The organism is Paenibacillus sp. FSL P2-0322, from assembly GCF_037975315.1.
GTDB classification, from domain to species: domain Bacteria; phylum Bacillota; class Bacilli; order Paenibacillales; family Paenibacillaceae; genus Paenibacillus; species Paenibacillus polymyxa_B.
In genome coordinates this window covers 3,823,908-3,841,983 of sequence record NZ_CP150243.1, presented here as the reverse complement: position 1 = coordinate 3,841,983, position 18,076 = coordinate 3,823,908, and the positions used below count along the sequence as shown (strand labels likewise).

Annotated in this window: 13 protein-coding genes; 8 read left to right on the top strand and 5 right to left on the bottom strand. The window is 43.9% G+C overall.

All coding sequences use genetic code 11. The features are described 5' to 3' along the window. Nucleotides 1-86: 86 nt before the first annotated feature. Nucleotides 87-524, top strand: coding sequence for a NucA/NucB deoxyribonuclease domain-containing protein (locus MKY24_RS17045; RefSeq protein WP_023989364.1), 438 nt, complete (start codon nt 87-89; stop codon nt 522-524). 5 nt (nt 525-529) lie between these two features. On the opposite strand, the gene MKY24_RS17040 is transcribed toward MKY24_RS17045, so the two are convergent. Next, nucleotides 530-682 (bottom strand): hypothetical protein, encoded by a 153-nt coding sequence (locus tag MKY24_RS17040; protein WP_023989363.1) that lies wholly within the window; start codon nt 680-682, stop codon nt 530-532. Between the two features lie 114 nt (nt 683-796). Here MKY24_RS17040 and MKY24_RS17035 point away from each other — a divergent pair, with 114 nt between their 5' ends. The 7 genes from MKY24_RS17035 (at nt 797) to MKY24_RS17005 (ending at nt 11,346) form a co-directional block, all read left to right on the top strand. Further along, nucleotides 797-2,617, top strand: coding sequence for a sensor histidine kinase (locus tag MKY24_RS17035; RefSeq protein ID WP_068941464.1), 1,821 nt, complete (start codon nt 797-799; stop codon nt 2,615-2,617). After that, on the top strand, nt 2,592-4,217 hold the full coding sequence (locus MKY24_RS17030) for a response regulator (protein ID WP_071558506.1): 1,626 nt from the start codon (nt 2,592-2,594) through the stop codon (nt 4,215-4,217). The genes MKY24_RS17035 and MKY24_RS17030 overlap by 26 nt, the downstream gene beginning before the upstream one ends. A gap of 136 nt (nt 4,218-4,353) precedes the next feature. Beyond that, entirely contained in the window at nt 4,354-6,036 is a 1,683-nt protein-coding gene (locus MKY24_RS17025) for an extracellular solute-binding protein (protein WP_069080025.1), read from the top strand. Nucleotides 6,037-6,278: 242 nt separating this feature from the next. Beyond that, nucleotides 6,279-7,169, top strand: coding sequence for an ABC transporter permease subunit (locus MKY24_RS17020; protein ID WP_025718416.1), 891 nt, complete (start codon nt 6,279-6,281; stop codon nt 7,167-7,169). A 27-nt stretch (nt 7,170-7,196) separates the two neighbouring features. After that, the gene (locus MKY24_RS17015; RefSeq protein WP_023989359.1) at nt 7,197-8,075 is read left to right on the top strand and encodes a carbohydrate ABC transporter permease; all 879 of its coding nucleotides are present in this window, start codon (nt 7,197-7,199) and stop codon (nt 8,073-8,075) included. Between the two features lie 28 nt (nt 8,076-8,103). Then, nucleotides 8,104-10,191 carry a beta-galactosidase gene (locus MKY24_RS17010; RefSeq protein ID WP_339200485.1) on the top strand — a complete coding sequence of 696 codons (2,088 nt, stop codon included), beginning with the start codon at nt 8,104-8,106 and terminating at the stop codon, nt 10,189-10,191. Nucleotides 10,192-10,293: 102 nt separating this feature from the next. Next, nucleotides 10,294-11,346 carry a glycosyl hydrolase 53 family protein gene (locus MKY24_RS17005; protein ID WP_339200484.1) on the top strand — a complete coding sequence of 351 codons (1,053 nt, stop codon included), beginning with the start codon at nt 10,294-10,296 and terminating at the stop codon, nt 11,344-11,346. A gap of 97 nt (nt 11,347-11,443) precedes the next feature. On the opposite strand, the gene MKY24_RS17000 is transcribed toward MKY24_RS17005, so the two are convergent. The 4 genes from MKY24_RS17000 to MKY24_RS16985 all read right to left on the bottom strand — a co-directional run bounded on the left by MKY24_RS17000 (nt 11,444) and on the right by MKY24_RS16985 (nt 17,930). After that, nucleotides 11,444-13,207, bottom strand: coding sequence for a HAMP domain-containing methyl-accepting chemotaxis protein (locus MKY24_RS17000; RefSeq protein ID WP_076264806.1), 1,764 nt, complete (start codon nt 13,205-13,207; stop codon nt 11,444-11,446). 325 nt (nt 13,208-13,532) lie between these two features. Then, nucleotides 13,533-14,492 carry an AEC family transporter gene (locus MKY24_RS16995; RefSeq protein ID WP_025718424.1) on the bottom strand — a complete coding sequence of 320 codons (960 nt, stop codon included), beginning with the start codon at nt 14,490-14,492 and terminating at the stop codon, nt 13,533-13,535. A gap of 98 nt (nt 14,493-14,590) precedes the next feature. Beyond that, nucleotides 14,591-16,309, bottom strand: coding sequence for an NAD-dependent malic enzyme (locus MKY24_RS16990; protein WP_338532538.1), 1,719 nt, complete (start codon nt 16,307-16,309; stop codon nt 14,591-14,593). A 379-nt stretch (nt 16,310-16,688) separates the two neighbouring features. Continuing rightward, nucleotides 16,689-17,930: a nitrate/nitrite transporter gene (locus MKY24_RS16985; protein WP_076159425.1), complete on the bottom strand. Its 1,242-nt coding sequence runs from the start codon at nt 17,928-17,930 to the stop codon at nt 16,689-16,691. Nucleotides 17,931-18,076 lie beyond the last annotated feature (146 nt).

Here is an 18,076-nt window from a genome sequence, read left to right as displayed (position 1 = left end):
AGTCAGTAAGGGGTTACAAAAAATAAAATCCAGGGATTACCTTAGTTGAAGGCATCTACTGGAATAGCTTGAAGGGAAGAGGGAAATTGAAGAAAAAATTGCTAAGTTTTATAGCTTTAGTGCTGCTAGCTTTGGGCGCGTACTGGTTTGAAGGAGGCAATCTTCTTACAAAAATGACAGGAGAGAACCCGCCTTCATCGGCTCAGGTTACGCTGCAATTCCCGTCAGGTCGTTACCCTGAAACGGCGCAGCATATTAAGGAAGCCATTCAGGCGGGAAAATCACCGGTATGCACAATTGACCGTGAAGGAGCCGAGCAAAATCGCAAGCATTCGCTTGCAGGTGTTCCCACTCGTAAAGGATACGATCGTGACGAATGGCCGATGGCTATGTGCTCAGAAGGTGGCAAAGGTGCAAATATCAAATACATAGCCCCTAAGGATAATCGTGGGGCAGGATCATGGGTCAGTCACCAATTGGATGAGTATGAGGATGGAACTCGTGTGAAATTTGTTGTGAAATAGTGCTATTACTTTTTATTACCTTGCGCTGTTTCCTGTCTGGCCTTAATCAACGCCAGAAAATCAAAAAAATCACCTAGTGTATTGAAGCCGGCACCTAAAATGGCCAAGTCTTCAGCGGATAGTTGGTTAAACCATTCCATTTGCTTAGCATCAAACATATTATCACCGCCAACCATTGATAATGTATAGTATGTACTGACGGCAACGAAGGTCAGGGCTCTGGCATACCATTTAAGTATGCTTGTTTTTTGTGCAGAGGATGTGTAGAACTCATGTTTAAATTTAATTTTTATACTAAAATCGTCTCCATCGTTATCGTATTGCTTATACCTATGCTGATCCTGTATGTCTATTCTAATCAGACAACGACAGGTGTATTACGTGAGGAGCTGAATCAATCTAATTATAATCAGCTGACTTTTTTTCAAAACCAGGTGAATACGAATATTGAAATGATTTCCTCCTGGCCGCATCTGCTGATTCATGATCCCGATGTAGCCAGTTTTCAAGCGATTTTTTTGAAGGACAAGGTTCTCAATCTGGATGGAATTAACCTTGTCAAACGGATCCAAACCAAGCTTGGGCTTCAGGAAAGCTCTTCTAATTGGAGAACCGGGCTGAGTATCTATTCTCCTTCGCTTGGACGGGTTGTATCGGAGAATGGAGCAGGTTTATATGACCAGAAAAAACTAAATCAGCTGATAAAAGACGGCTGGCAGGTATCCAAAAAAAGATCATACGGGAAGGACCAATTTATATTTTCATTGTATACATTATCCCCGTTTTCTTCACTTGGTAATCCAGAAACCGCTAACACGATTATTAAGGTTGAATTTGACAGCAGTAATATTCAGGACATGCTTGACCGCTTCAAAGGTGATGGTCGAAAGGAGCCTTTTTATTATAAAAAAGGCGTAGGAGTGATCTTTAATCGTACTGCAAATGAAGAGCTGTCTGGAAAGCTGATTTCTAAATTGGAAAAAATGGGACTCCATGAAGTTGATAATCTGACTGTGAAAATTGGAGAAGAAAGCTACCTGGTTCATGCCGTTCTTTCGCAAACGACTGGTTGGTATTTGATTGATTACATGCCTTTGTCCGATATGATGTCTCCGATTTACTCATCGAATCGACTGTTTTATATAACTGTTGTTGGCTCGCTGCTGGTAGGCTTGATTGGCGCTTACTTGCTTCATTCACAGGTACAAGTGCCGATTCTTCAGCTTGTGCGGGCATTTCGGAGACTAAAGGATGGGGACTATGCTGTTCGATTAAGTCTAAGGGGGAGTCACGAGTTTGCTTTCCTGTCTAGTCAATTTAATCTGATGGTCGAACAGATTCAGGAGCTGTTTGAGAAGGTGTATGTTGAGCAGCTGCATGTCAAGGAAGCGCGACTAAAGCAACTCCAATCACAAATCAATCCGCATTTTTTTTATAATTGTTTTTCGTTTATTACAAGTATGGCAAAGCTGCGCAATCATGAGGCGGTTGTAGCCATGGCCCATAATTTATCCAGGTATTATCGGTATACGACAAGACAGGAGCGGGATTTGGTTCCATTGTCAGAGGAAGTCGAGTTTGTTCAATATTATTTGAACATACAGCAGATGCGTATGCCAAGGCTAACGTTCTTAATTCATGTTTCATCACAAGCCAGCAGTCTACTGATTCCGCCGCTTGTAGTGCAGCCACTGGTGGAAAATGCGGTGCTGCACGGGATAGAGCCTCAAGCGGAGGATGGTATAATTCATATTTTAACCGAGCGTGTTGGCTCGTATATGTACCTGATTGTGGATGATAACGGACTCGGTTTGAGTAGAGAGGCTATAACTGCCCTGACGTCAACGCTTGACAAGCCTGTGGAAGAGGATCATGGATACGGTTTGTGGAATGTGCATCAACGCATGCGATTACATTTTGGGGAAGATGCAGGACTGGAATTCTCTTTGTCTCCATTGGGAGGATTGCGTGCAGTTTTAAAATGGTCGATCTCAACAGAAGGAGAGCATGCGAATGGTTTAATTGAGCCTTCGCCAAATTCGAATATAGTTAAAACGGAGGGACCAGATGGTTCAGATATTACTAGTAGATGATGAGAGTTATGTAACAGAAAGTCTGGCAGCTACCATTCCGTGGGAGACGCTAGGCATCGAGAGGGTTCATCAAGCGGCTTCCGCATTAGCAGCGGTGGATGTGCTGGAAGCGTACGATATTGATATTCTGGTTACGGATATTCGTATGCCTGGCATGACGGGACTGGAGTTGATTGTTGAGGTAAACGAACGATGGCCACATATCCGAAGTTTGTTACTGACAGGCTATGCCGATTTTGAATATGCTAAAAAAGCGCTCCAGCTTAAGGCTTTTGATTACATTTTAAAGCCGGTGGATGATGAAGAGTTTATCAAATGTGTGTCAGCTGCCATGGATTCGCTAAAGGAAGAATGGGAAGCATTTGACAAGGTTCATCAATTACAATATAGCCGCAGAAACGATTTTGGTGTACTGCGGACCCATTTGATGCATGATTTGCTACTCGGGCGTGATTTGCCAGTACCAAAAATAGAGAGCAAAATGTCTGAGTACGAAATCAAGCTACGCACGGGACATCCTGCCAGTATGCTGCTTATTCAGCTAGGGAAGCATTTTTCTGATATGGACTATCATTCAGTCTCCTTAATTGAGTATGCGATTGGAAATATTGCCGAAGAAGTGTTCGCACCTGATTTTCACGTTTGGCATTGCAAAGCGCCGCATGACTGCTTAATTGTATTAATAGAAGGTAATTGGAATTCATTTCCTGAACGGAGCGCGGATGAGCAGAATCGTTTTTTGAGTGCGGCGATTGAGACCTTTCGAAAAAATGTGAGCAATTACTTGAAAGGGGAAATTTACGTTGCATTAACCGGATGGTTTAAGTTTCCAGAGGAGCTGCCTAAGCTATATCAGACAGCGATTAGATCCTTATACTGGAACCATCACGAGGAGACGGATACACTGCTATTCATAGAAGAACAGGCAGAACAGCCACACAGCTCAGTTAAGTCACTGGAGGGGCTTTATATGCACCCTACGCTTACTCATCTGCTAGAGTCCAGGCAATGGGAAGAGGCCGAAGCGAAAGTGAACCGTGTATTTGGAAAAATGGAAGAGGTGGGATATACACGCGAACATTTATATGAGCTGTTTATTTCGGTGACGAGTGCCTTTATGTATACAGCGCACAAACAAGGACGTTTCATTACACAGATGGACCAAGTAGGCTTCGATCCGTTACATGCGCAGAAAATGGTTCATTCGTTTCCCCACCTCAAAGAGTGGATACTTTCCATGATGAACAAACTTAAATCTGAATGGTCCGCAAGCGAGCAAAGCGCTAAAAGCTATGTGGTCAAGCAAGTTCAGGAGCTCATCTCCCAGGATAAAGGTCAGGAGCTGTCTGTTAAGACGATTGCCGATCAGGTTTATCTTCATCCAGTCTATCTGTCTAAAATTTATAAAGCTGAAACCGGAGAAGGTTTGGGTGACTACATTATCCGAATGAGAATGGAGCGGGCTCTTTATTTGCTTAAATATTCCAACAAAAAAATATACGAAATTACGACGGAACTGGGCTATCAGAATCCCCAATATTTCAGTAAGATGTTCAAAAAGCATTACGGAATGACTCCGCATGAATTTCGGGACCAGTAAAGATGGGACCAGTAAGGACGAAACCAACAAAGATCAGTTGGGAAAGGTGCAGAAATATTTATTTTGTGACATAGGCTGCGAAGAAAAGCCCTCTTATAATAAAAGAGTAGAAAATGATTTTTAGAGGGGGAACAATATGCGAGTTCATTCGAAAAAAAAGTTGCTGTCGTTGCTCGCCGCAACTATGGTATTAGGAGTTGGCCTTGTGGGCTGCTCAGGAGCAGGAAATGGTGGGAATGCGGACAGCACAGCTAAAACTGAAAACGTATACAAAGAAAAATACAATCCAGAAGTCACAATTTCCACGGTATGGGGTGTAGATCCCGCCTTAAAATTTAAAAATGGTGAATCTATCGAAAATAACATTGCGACAAAATGGGCTAAAGAGAAATTCGGTATTAATATCAAATCACTCTGGTCCGTCACAGATACGAATGGCGCATTTGCTACGAAGCTGCGATTGGCTATGTCCTCCGGTCAGGAGATGCCGGACGTGGTTGTATTGGGGACGGAGAATGAGCAACTGGCACAGGACATGATCGATTCCGGTATGTTTGCAGAGGCTGGTCCGTTGTTTGACAAGTACGCTTCGGATTCCTGGAAGCAGGCGATGAATCAGGATACAAACGTATGGAATCAGTATAGCCGAGATGGCAAAAAAATGGGTATTCCTGTGCTTGATTTCGCTTATAACCATGATTATGTATTGTGGGTACGACAAGATTGGTTGGATAAGCTGGGTATGAAGGCTCCTGAGACGATGGATGACCTGGAAAAAGTGATGGACGCCTTTAAAAATAAAAATCCGGACGGACTGGCTCCGAACAAAGTGATTCCGCTCAGCATCGGTTTCAAAACATCCATGAACACTTGGATGGGTGACCCGTCCTGGATTTTCGGGGCATATGGCACACTACCTCAGCAGTGGAACAAAGGCACGAATGGCAGTTTGGAATATGGCTCCGTGCAGCCTGGTATGAAGCCGGGTTTGCAAAAGCTGAGCGAGTGGCTCAAAAAGGGATATATTCCTCAGGAAGCAGCATTGTGGGATGAAAATAAAACGTCAGAACCTACAGTCGCAGGAACAGCCGGTATGATTCCTGGACCATATTGGATGAGCGGCTGGCCGCTTCAGGATACAGTCAAAAATGCGCCGGGTGCCGTGTGGAAGCCGATCAAGATTCCAGTGGGTCCTGACAACAAAGCCATGCGCCACGGAACGCAATATACCAATGGTGTTGTACTAATCAACAAACAAATGCAGCATCCTGAAGCTTTTTTCACTTATCAAAATTATTTGTTTGACCATTATGCTAATGCTAAACCGGACGGTGATTTGTCGAATGGGCTGTTTAAGGGCTACGATTATGATTTGGATGCGGGCGGAAAGCTAATGTCTATCGATAAAATACCAGGCGGTTATGTAAACTCTTTTCGTTATTTGCTGGTTCGTGATGGCGCGCGTATACCTGATGCCCAAATGAAGGCTTTGTTAAGTTTGGCTAACGGCGCAGAACCGAAGACCCGTCTGGAGAAAGATGTAATGGTGAATTACGGGAAAGATACTCCTGCAGCTGCCAAAGTGCTTATGGAACAGAAGGATATCTCCATGAAAGATCAGTTCACGGGCCCTACTACGCCAACCATGAAGGCTAAAAAGGACTATCTGGATAAGATTGAAAGTCAGACCTTCAATGAAATTATTTATGGCAAGCAGCCGATCTCTGCTTTTGATACCTTTGTACAGACGTGGAAAACAGCTGGTGGCGAACAAATTACAAATGAAGTAAACGAATGGTATAAAAGCGTCGAAAAGTAAAATCATGATGTTGTAATAGTTAGGGGGGCTGTCCCAAGGTGGACAGCCTTTTTACTACAGCTTTATCAGGATTGAGTAGAAATGAATGCGCTATTATGATGTGTGTGAAAAAAATTTCATTCGTTTGGCGAACTTAAAAAATGATTGCTTTTGTGCCATGTATGTTGGTTTTTTGAACTGTTGGGACAGCGAAAACGCTTTTATAATTGAAGTATACCATGAGAGTTACAGGAGGAACTGCAATGAGAAGTCTGCAACGTACGTGGCCATTTCATATCATGCTGCTGCCAGCCATCATTTTCTTAATTGTATTCAGCTACATTCCGATGGGCGGCATCGTGATGGCCTTTCAAAATTACAAACCTTGGCTAGGCATAACTGGTTCCGAGTGGGTTGGACTGGATAACTTCCGCTTTTTGTTTCAACGGGAGGACAGTCTTCAAGTCGTCTGGAATACACTAATTATTGCTGTGTTAAAGATGTTTTTCAATCTGGTGGTTCCGTTTGTTTTTGCTATACTGCTGAATGAAATTCGCAAGGTCGGCCTTCAGCGATCCATTCAGACACTGGTTTATCTGCCACACTTTCTTTCGTGGGTCATCTTGGGCGGAATTCTGATTGACCTGTTGGCTACAGATGGATTTATGAATCGTATTCTCGGTAGTTTCGGGATCCAGCCTATCTTTTTTCTGGGAGAAAATAACTGGTTTCGGTTTACTGTCATTGTATCGGATATATGGAAGGAGTTCGGATACAACACCATCGTATTTCTTGCTGCACTGGCGGGTATTAATCCTTCGTTGTATGAGGCTTCTGAAATGGATGGAGCGAGCCGCTGGAGACAGACGCTGCACATCACTGTACCTTCGTTAATTCCGATGGTAGTCGTTGTTGGAACGCTTGCACTTGGCAATGTACTGAATGCCGGTTTTGACCAGATTTTCAACCTTTATAATCCGCTGGTTTACCAAAAAGGCGATATTATTGATACATTCGTCTACCGGACAGCGTTAATCAATGGGGAAATGGGCTTTGCCACCGCAATCGGCTTGTTCAAATCCGTTATCAGTATGATTCTCATTCTGATATCTTATCGACTTGCTTACAAATGGGCAGGTTACCGCATATTTTGATTCCACGAGGCTGAAAGAGGGAGAGTCATGTATCATAAAACAACGCCATATCGCATCTTCAATGTGTTTAACATTTGCTTGCTTGTGATTTTGTCCATCATGTGTATCGTTCCGCTGATTCATGTGTTGGCGGTATCATTTAGTGCTAAATCAGCAGCAGATGCCAATCTGGTTGGGCTGTGGCCGGTGCAATTTTCATTAGAAGCCTATAAGAAGACGATGAATAACCCAATTTTTCTGCACTCTATCTGGATTTCTGTCTGTCGGACTGTATTGGGAACCGGCTTAACATTGCTTATTACCTTTTTAGCTGCTTATCCACTTTCAAAGGAAACATCTGTGTTCCGTAGCAGAAACGTATATTCATGGTTGTTCGTATTCAGCATGATTTTTAACGGTGGTCTGGTTCCATTCTATATGGTTATTCAAAAGATCCATCTTATGGACAGCTTCTGGGTACTTGTTTTGCCAGGAGCGGTCAACACATTTCTGGTCATCCTTATGTTGAACTTTTTTAGAGGAATTCCTAAAGAGATGGAAGAGGCCGCATTGATCGACGGAGCAGGACATTTTCGGACATTGTTTAGTATCTTTTTACCGATATCCCTGCCTTCCATTGCCACGATTGCGCTGTTTAGTATGGTATTTCATTGGAACTCCTGGTTTGACGGTCTGCTCTATTTGAGCAATGCGAAGGACTATCCGCTGGCGACGTTCCTGCAAACTGTAATTATTCAGAAGGACATGAGTTCCATGAGCATGAGTCCCAAAGAGATGGAATTACTTTCTCAAACGACGGTTAATGCTGCGCAAATTTTCATTGGTGCAGCGCCTATTCTCATTGTATATCCATTTTTACAAAAGTATTTTGTTAAAGGTATGACGCTAGGTTCCGTCAAAGAGTAACAGAATTCATAGAAGGAGATGATTTGTAGTGACGAATCAAAACATAATCAAGTACCCTCCCATTAGTGAGCGAGTTCCACGTATGCTGCATGGCGCGGACTATAACCCGGAGCAATGGCAGCATTACCCTGACGTGTTAGCGGAGGATATCCGTCTAATGAAACTAGCCAAATGCAACGTGATGTCTGTCGGTATTTTCTCATGGGTTTCATTGGAGCCTGAGGAAGGTGTATTTACGTTTGAGTGGCTGGATCGTATTCTGGATTCGTTTGCTGAGAACGGAATCTATGCTTTTTTGGCCACTCCTAGTGGAGCAAGACCAGCCTGGATGTCACAAAAATATCCTGAGGTGCTGCGTGTGGAGGCTAACCGTGTCCGTAACCTGCACGGGTTTCGCCATAATCACTGTTCTACATCGCCTGTTTACCGGGAAAAAGTACGTATCATGAATACGAAGCTGGCCGAGCGTTATGCTAACCATCCTGCTGTGATTGGCTGGCATATTTCCAATGAATTTGGTGGAGATTGCCACTGTGATTATTGTCAGGAGGCATTTCGTGCTTGGGTCGAGGATAAATACGGTACGCTGGACAAGCTTAATCACGCATGGTGGACAACCTTTTGGAGTCATACGATTACAGATTGGAGCCAAGTTGAGTCCCCGGCACCTCACGGTGAAACACAGGTCCATGCCCTGAATTTGGACTGGAGACGGTTTGTGACCGATCAGACCGCAGATTTTATCAAACATGAGATTGTGCCGCTCAAGGCTGCAAATCCAGCAATTCCGGTCACAACCAATTTAATGGAGTTTTTTGAAGGATTGAATTACTGGAAGTTTGCTGATCTGCTCGATGTTATATCCTGGGATAGTTACCCAACGTGGCATGACCGTGAGGGAGATGATAGCCGTCAGGCTGCTAAAGTGGCCATGATGCACGATATTATTCGCTCAATTAAGGGAGGAAAGCCTTGGATGCTCATGGAGAGTACACCAAGTTTGACGAATTGGCAAGACGTTAGCAAGCTGAAGCGGCCGGGAATGCATCTGCTATCGTCTTTACAGGCTGTGGCACACGGGTCAGACACCGTTCAATATTTTCAATGGCGGAAAAGCCGCGGTTCGAGTGAAAAGCTGCATGGTGCAGTCGTCGATCATGTTGGACATGAGCACACTCGTGTATTCGGAGATGTGACAGAGGTTGGCAATGCGCTGGAAAAATTGGAGGAGGTTATCGGTACTTCTGTACCGGCGGAGGCCGCAGTCATTTTTGACTGGGAGAACCGTTGGGGAATCAACGATTCACAGGGACCGCGGAACAAAGGTGTGAAATATGAGGAGACAGCTGAAGCGCATTATTTGGCACTTTGGGAGCAGGGAGTGCCCGTAGATGTCATTCATATGGATGCAGATTTCTCCAAATACAAACTTTTGGTAGCTCCGATGTTGTATATGGTCCGCAGCGGTGTGGGGGAGCGTATACAGAAGTTTGTTGAAAACGGTGGTGTTTTCGTAGCAACTTATTGGTCTGGTATTGTAGATGAACATGATTTGTGCTTCCTTGGAGGCTTTCCGGGTCCGCTTCGTAAGACGCTGGGGATCTGGTCGGAAGAGATTGACGGATTGCATGATCATGACCGTAATCACATTTTACCGGTTGAAGGCAATGAGCTGGATCTGCAAGGGGAGTATGAAGCTGTAGAATTGTGTGATCTCATTCATACGGAGGGTGCAGAGGTACTGGCTGTGTACGGCTCAGACTTTTATGCAGGACGCCCGGCTTTGACGGTGAACCGTTTGGGAGAAGGAAAGGCTTATTACATCGCATCACGCAACACCGGACTGTTCCACAGTCATTTTTACAGAAGTTTAATTGATGATGCAGGAATTAGTAAAGCGCTCAATGTGAAGTTGCCTCATGGAGTGAATACGGCGATTCGTACCGATGGGGTTCATGATTATATTTTTATACTGAATTTCACGCATGAGCCGCAAAAGATTACGTTGGATGGACGAACCTATGTGGATATGCTTGAAAATCATGAGATAGAAGACGGCAGCGTTCAATTGGATGCCTACGCTGTTAAGGTTTTAAAGACAGAGCGCAATAAATAGAACATGATATTAAAGTGTGATCTCTGTCGTTTTCCCGAGTGAGGGAACTGGTAGATTGGTCAGAGGCAATGAGAAGTATACAATTCGGATGGGAGATGACTTATGAAAACAGGTAACCGCACGATGGTATTTGCGATGTTGATCTTGCTATCCAGCTTATTGTATCCGTTCGGCTCTGTAGGGTTGGGTGCGGCTTCGGCCGCCCCTGCTTTCGCCAAAGGAGCAGATATAAGCTGGGTAGCAGGAATGGAAGCGCAAGGTATGACTTGGAAGGATAAAAAGGGTGTTCGTCGAGATATACTGCAAATTTTGCGAGATGACTATCAGATTAACTCGGTACGTATCCGTGTGTGGGTAAATCCTGACATGAAAGATTATGCAAGCGGATACATGAATGCCGAAAAGGCAGCAGAACTGGCGCAGCGAGCTAAAAAATTGGGTATGAGCGTTATGCTGACTCTACATTATAGTGATTCCTGGGCAGATCCAGGGCAACAGAACAAACCTTATGCGTGGCGCAATTTCACATTTACACAACTCATGGATGCAGTCTGGTCTCATACGGTCTATGTTATGAACACGATGAAAAGCAAGGGGGTAACACCGGACTGGGTGCAGATCGGTAATGAGACGAACAATGGAATGCTCTGGGAAGACGGCAAAGCTTCGGTGAACATGAAAAACTATGCCTGGCTCGTCAATACAGGTAATAATGCTGTAAAATCGGTAAGCAGCAGTACCAAAACGATCGTACATTTAGCCAACGGGGATAACGGTTCCGTGTTGAACTGGAATATCGGCGGGCTGATTGATAATGGAGCTCAGTTTGATCTCATCGGGCTGTCTCTGTATCCGTCTCCTTCTGACTGGCAGGGCAAGGTGGATCAGACGATTACCAATGCCAATAACCTCATTGCCAAATACGGTAAAGGTATTGTCATCAGTGAAATCGGGATGGAATATAACGAACCTGCAGCTTCCAAGGCATTTATTTCTGCAATCAAAACAAAGGTTCGGAACATCGGAGGCGGCAAAGGTACAGGGGTATTTTATTGGGAGCCGGCTGCAACTCCAGGTTACAATCAAGGTTATAACAAAGGTGCTTGGCAGGCTGACGGTAAACCAACCTCAGCTTTGGAAGGATTTTTAAACTAAAGAAGTATGTAAGAGTATATCAAAGAACCTCTAGTTCGCTGTCTATGCAGACTAGAGGTTCTTTATTGTTATCTTGAGTTACTTGGAAGTTATAAAATTAGGCTTCCCGGTTCACCTTGAAGAACGAAATGAGCTCTTCCAGCTCCCCGGACATCAATGTAAGCTTGTCAGAAGCTTGGACAATAGAAGCCATAGACTCAGCCTGTTCTCCAATGGTATGCTCGATTTGTTTGCTGCTGCCGACTGTTTTGCTAACTGTCGAAGACAGCTCGTCAGAGGTAGCTGACATTTCCTGCGTGCTGGCCGAGATCTGCTCCGTTGCGCTGGATACCTCCTGAATTTGTGACGACACTTTATTAGACGCATCTAAAATTTCAGAGAACATTTCGCCTGTCTGCTTCGTAACTTCCAGCCCAATGTGAACTTCTTTTGTACCAAGGCTGATGCCTTTTACAGTCTGCTCAATTTCTCTTTGGATTTCTTCAATGAGCTCTGCAATTTGTTTGGCAGACTCTTGAGACTGTTCAGCCAAATTACGCACCTCTCCCGCTACGACTGCAAAACCTTTGCCCTCTTCACCGACTCTGGCAGCTTCAATAGAAGCGTTCAGTGCAAGCAGATTCGTTTGACTGGCAATGCCTGTAATGATGCTGACGATATTGCTGATTTCGTTAGAACGGTTCTGCAGCGCATTAACGGAATCAGCTGTACTTTCCATTGTAGTGGAGATGGAGTCCATTTGAGCGGAAAGCTTTTGGGCTACCTGATTGCCTTCAACGGAGCGTTTTTCCATAGAATAAGCTTGATCGGCTACGGAAGAGGAGCTTTCGGCAATCGTTTGGATAACTGTCGACATTTCATTCATAGCTCTGGAGCTTTCAAGTGCTGCGTGATCCTGAGCTTCAAGCCCCTGGGTTATTTCCTGAATATTGCTGTTAATGACGTTCGTATTCGTACTGTTTTTCTCGCTAATGCTTAACAATTCCTGGGCAGATCCCGTAACCTCTTGCGTCGTATCCTGTACTTTCACCATGGTATCGTTAAGGCGTTTGATCATAGAATTAAATTTTTGATTGATAATGCCAAGGTCGTCCTCGCCTGTCTTGATTTTTACATTCAGATTCCCCTCGCTGACTTCTTCAATGCCCTTCATCAGGCTACGAATCGGGGAGAGGGTACGTTTTACCAGTAAATATTGGACCGTTAAGAAGATCGCAAGGAACAGAATGAGCAATGAAACACCATATACAAGCAATTTATGAAGTCCGTTAGGTACAGAGCTCGCGTCTACGTCAAAGTATATCGCACTTGTGATTTTACCGCTTTCATCTGTAATTGGGTAAACAATGGTCGTCCATGTACCAAAATCGTCAGTATAAAAGCTGCTAAACGCTGAGTCTTTAGATTGAAGCATTTTATTTACACCTTGTACATTTTCGTCTGGAAGAGTGTACATATCCCCAATATTCATCTTCGAGTCTTGGAAAGCTTGGACTAAATTTGTGGGAACGCCAATAATGGAAGTTTGATTTCCTTCTGTTAGTTCTGTGCCAAATATGTAAGCTTGGGCAACATTAGGATAAAATGTGTGGATAGAATCTAGGAATTTGCGTAAATCCTGTTGAGCAGAACCGTTATAATCTTTTTCGCTTAATGCTTGTTGTACTTTTGTTTTGTCAACATCTTCTGCCCATTTTTTAGTCAATACTTTAACTTGGTCTTGCAGCTGCGTGGTGAGAATATTCTTTTGAAGTATATAGCTGGATGTGATGAGAATAGCACCTATTAATACGATGTTAAGAAAAGAGATTAATAGATTTTTACCAAAAAAGGACATAGTTCTCCACTTCAAGTTTTTCACGTTTTCTTCTCCTTTGAATTAGCAATTTAGTTTCATATACAACCTACCCCATATATATTTCGACAATTTGCTTTCTAAATGTTAGGTATTTATTAAAAGGGAGAGAAGAAGGTTATTTAAAAAGAACGGCGGCCCCCTAGTGAATGAAACGATGGGACCGCCGCTTGTCGGCAAAACTGGATTTTATGTTGTTTTTCCGAATAATCTTACTAAATCATTTTATTGTTCAAACAATATTTAAAAAATAAGATAAATGAGGGCGAACGGGTATGCTTTATACCTATAAATACCTGGATTGCATTGAGGATTCTTGAGTTTCTGTCACTTATAAAAGAAGCGAAATGAGCAAAGGTAATGAAATGAGCGATAAGACTGAGCTAATAACAAATGCAGATGCAGCTTCCGTTTCCAGTGTTTCATAACGGGTAGCAATCATAGCGGCGACAGCCGAGCCGGGAAAAGCGACAAGCAGTACGGCTTTGGTTACATCCTCATGGGATAGTCCTATCAGAACAGCAATACCGAGCATAACAATAGGCATCACGATGGCTTTCAGCACAGCGATGCTAAGTGCTTTTGGACTGAACGTAATCTTTTTGATACCAATGGTTACCCCGATGGCAAATAGGGCTGTACCAGCAGTAATATTGCCGATTTGATCAAACATGGATTGTAAAAGTTTCGGAGCGTGGAATCCACATAGAGTCAATACGACACCAAACAAGGGTACGCAGGCAAGCGGCTCGCTGAGTCCATGAAGGACTGATTTCATAGTGACTTTAAATAAGTTGCCTTTAGTGCCGTCGGATTCTGTTGTTTTGCGCTGACCGACCGTTCCCAAAATACTTGCAAGCGGATCAAGAATGGCATTAACGACGATCCCAGTAATCGCAATAGGGATGGCGACTGCCGCACTTCCGAACAAGCTTCCCAGAACCGGAATTCCCATGAATGCGAAAGAAGGCTGTGTTGAATTCAATGCGAACATGGAGGATTCAGTCAGGCCTTTTTTGGCAATTAAGCGATAAACAATGAGCAATACAATATAAAAGCCGATTACACCAAGTAGCAAAGCCACAAGAAAGGGCCACTTTTGAATCAATGTCTCTCTTGGTGTCGTCGTAATACCAATAAACAAGTGTGCAGGTAGAGCAAACTTCGTCACGAGTGTATTTAATCCCTTAGAAGAAGCAGGGTTAAAAGCCTTAAACAATCCTGCGAAATAACCAATTAAAATGACAAAGAAAATAGGAATTAAGATAATAAAAATATGACCTGTAGCCATGATGTCGCCTCCAATGAAGATGTCCGCCAAAAATGGCGGACATCAGTTAAATAATCACTTTGCGTATGCAAGTACAAATTTGATGTTGTCGCTATTTTTTAAACCAGGACCGCTTCCTGACCATATTGTTTGATTGGTTTATATTTGCAGTCCCACATCGCATCTCGAACCGCTTGTGCGATATCGTCCGGTTGATGACGCGCTACTCCATCCTGAACTGCTGCCTTGGCCACAGCCACGGCTACCGCTTCAGATACTTCGCGTAATTCATTGATTTTTGGCAGCAGGGAAGCACCAGGCTGCGACAAATCAACCATTTGAGCTACTGCATGGGCAGCTGCTGCAAACATGCTATCTGTTATAATTTTGGATTTTACCACGATTGCGCCAAGACCAAGACCCGGGAACACGAAAGCATTGTTGGATTGCCCAATTTCAAACTTAATATTGTTATAGATCACCGGCTCAAAAGGACTTCCTGTTGCAATGAGGGCTTTTCCTTCGGTCCAGTGGATCAAATCTTGCGGAGTTGCTTCTGCCAGTGGAGTCGGGTTGGACATAGGCATAATAATAGGACGTTCTGTATGTTTGGCCATTTCTTTAACGATTTCCTCACTAAATGCCCCAGTAACACCGGAAGTACCAATCATAATCGTCGGTTTTACGCGGCGAATGACTTCAAGCAGTGGGATTTTGCCATCCTCAGCATGTTCCCAGTCACGGCATTCTGCAACATCACGCATATAAGGGACTTGGAATGGAAAAAGTCCTTCTGTTTCGTTGGTAAGCAGGCCACGGTAATCATAAGCCCAGAAGTTACGTCTTGCTTCTGCTTCTGACAGTCCTTCCAGCATCATGGCTGCGCTAATTTGGTCTGCATTGCCGATTCCAGCAGCTCCTGGGCCAAAGACTAGAACCCGATGCTTGCTCAGTGGGATTCCGGACAATTGAACACCGGACATTACACCTGCGAGCGTAACCGCTCCAGTACCTTGAATATCGTCATTAAAAGTCAAAATACTATTTCCGTATTTATTGATAATGTTCCGTGCGTTGACATTGCCCAGATCTTCCCAGTGCAGCAGGGCATTCGGGAAAAAGGAAAGTGCAGCTTGAACATAAGTGTCAATAAATTGGTCATATTGTTCTCCACGTACACGCTTATGACGATTCCCCATATATAAAGGATCTTCCAATAGCTTCTCGTTGTTTGTACCTGCATCAAGAACAACTGCCAGTACTCGGCTAGGATCTATACCAGCAGCAGCAGTATACACAGCAAGCTTACCAATAGAGATATTAATACCTCCGACTCCCCAGTCCCCGATTCCCAAAATACTCTCGGAATCTGTGGCTACGATCAGGTCGATATCATCAGGGTCTAGGTTCAAATTCTTAAAAGCCTCTCCAATACCCGCCAGATTATCAATAGATAAATACATACCACCAGGTTTGTGATATTCATGACTGTATTCCTGTATAGCCTGGCCTACTGTTGGTGTATAGACAATCGGGAGCATTTCGCTTAGGTGCTCAGAGAGCAAACGATAATAAAGGACCGTATTCCGGTTAAAAAGATCATTTAACGCAACATTTTTACGCAAATTATCTGGTTGGCTCTGAAATTGCTCGTAAACCCGTTGAACCTGCTCCTCAATAGTTAATATCGTAGGAGGAAGGAGACCGTCAAGTCCAAGCTGTTTCCGTTCTTCCAGGGTAAAAGCTACTCCTTTATTCAGCAGTGGGTTGGCAAGTAGATCTTTTCCGGTTAATTTAGTTTCGATAGATCCGTCTTCCGTAAAATGAAAAGCACGCATTTCCAATTCCTTCTTTCTAAAAAATTACATTTAATTAATCCTTGAACAATTCGTGAACAAGTATACGCCTTATTTTAAACCAAGTGAACAAGTATGTTGTGTGAAAAATGGTTATATAAGTGTTTACATAAGAAAAATTATGAAAATGAAAGCGATTTTCAATGTTTTTTGAATGAAAATTTCATTTAATTTTCATGATATTTTCGGAAAATCTTGATTGAATGTGATAATTATCATAGTTTTTTAGGTGTAGTTCGATTAAGCGTGCATGAAAAATAGCTTAACTTCATTTTATATAAACGAAGTTAAGCTATTTTTTGGCTATAGGGATGGTTGAGGGACAAAATTCAATGCTTCGCAGCTCAATGTTTAATGAACATCAGGCATTTAATTCTCCGATGCGATTGACGGCTTCATCAGTAACTGTAGCAGAGCGTCGCATCCAGCTGTTACGCCATTTCAATTGCATTATGATGACGAGGGTAAAGGCACAGAACGTGATTAGGCTCAGAGAGATAAAGCCCGGCATATAGGAACCCGTTGATTTGTACAGATGACCCAGTATAAGGGGGAGGAAGTACCCGCCTATGCCACCAGCAGCGCCGACAATGCCGGTCATGAGCCCGATTTCGTTGCCGAACCGCTGCGGAACGAGCTGGAATACGGAGCCGTTGCCAGCGCCAAGGCACATCATGCCTACGAACAGCAGCACAACTACCACGGTAAGTGGCGGTAAAAACGCAATGCCAGCGAGCATAATCCCGGCTCCCGCATACAAGTACATTAACATGCGTGAACCACCAATCCGATCGGACAAAAAGCCGCCTACAGGACGAAAGAAGCTTCCGGCAATCACACAAACGGTTGCAAAATCGGCGGCATGTACCGCGGAGAGGCCATATTGGGTATTGAAGAAAATAGTCAAATAATTAGAAAGGCCAACGAATCCGCCAAACGTCACGCAGTAAAAGGCACAGAATACCCAGGCATCCCTCTGTTTGAGCACCGAAGCATATTGCGACAGACTTTTTGGTGCCGGGCGGTGAGGGCTGTTGCGGGCAAAAATACTGAACAGAATGAAGACGGTTAAGATGGGGAGGATAGCCAATCCGAAAACGGCTTCCCAACTGCCAAAATGTTGAGCAATGCGGTTGGCGAACAAAGTCGCAAGGACGGTACCGCTATTACCAGCACCGGCAATTCCCATAGCCAAGCCTTGATGCTCTTTGGGGTACCATTGACTGGCCAACGGCAGCGCAGCTGCAAATGATGCTCCGGCTACGCCCAGGAGCAGGGCAACAACGTACAAGTGCTCCAGCGAATCAACCCACAGCCAGCCGAGCAGGAGAGGGATTATCGTAACAAGCATACCAATCTGTCCCGTGAGTTTCGGACCGATATAATCTGACATGAATCCGAGCACGAGCCGCAGCAGGGAACCACCGAGTATGGGTAGGGCGACAAGATTGGCTTTTTGTACAGGGTCCATTGGATAATCATTAGCAATTACAACGGCCAACGGTCCGATCATTCCCCATATCATAAAACTGATATCAAAATACAGAAAGGAGCCAAATAGGGTGGGCTTGTGTCCGCTTTTCCAGAAATTTTTTTTGTTCATTCTCCATCTCTCCTGTTCTAATTGTTGTTCTTTGTCTGCAAAATGTAATTTGAACATGAAAAAGCCGCAAATCGCCCCTACATGGTATCTAGGAAACGGTTTGCGGCTTCATTGCCGTGGTTGACACACCTCATTGTGAGTCGACT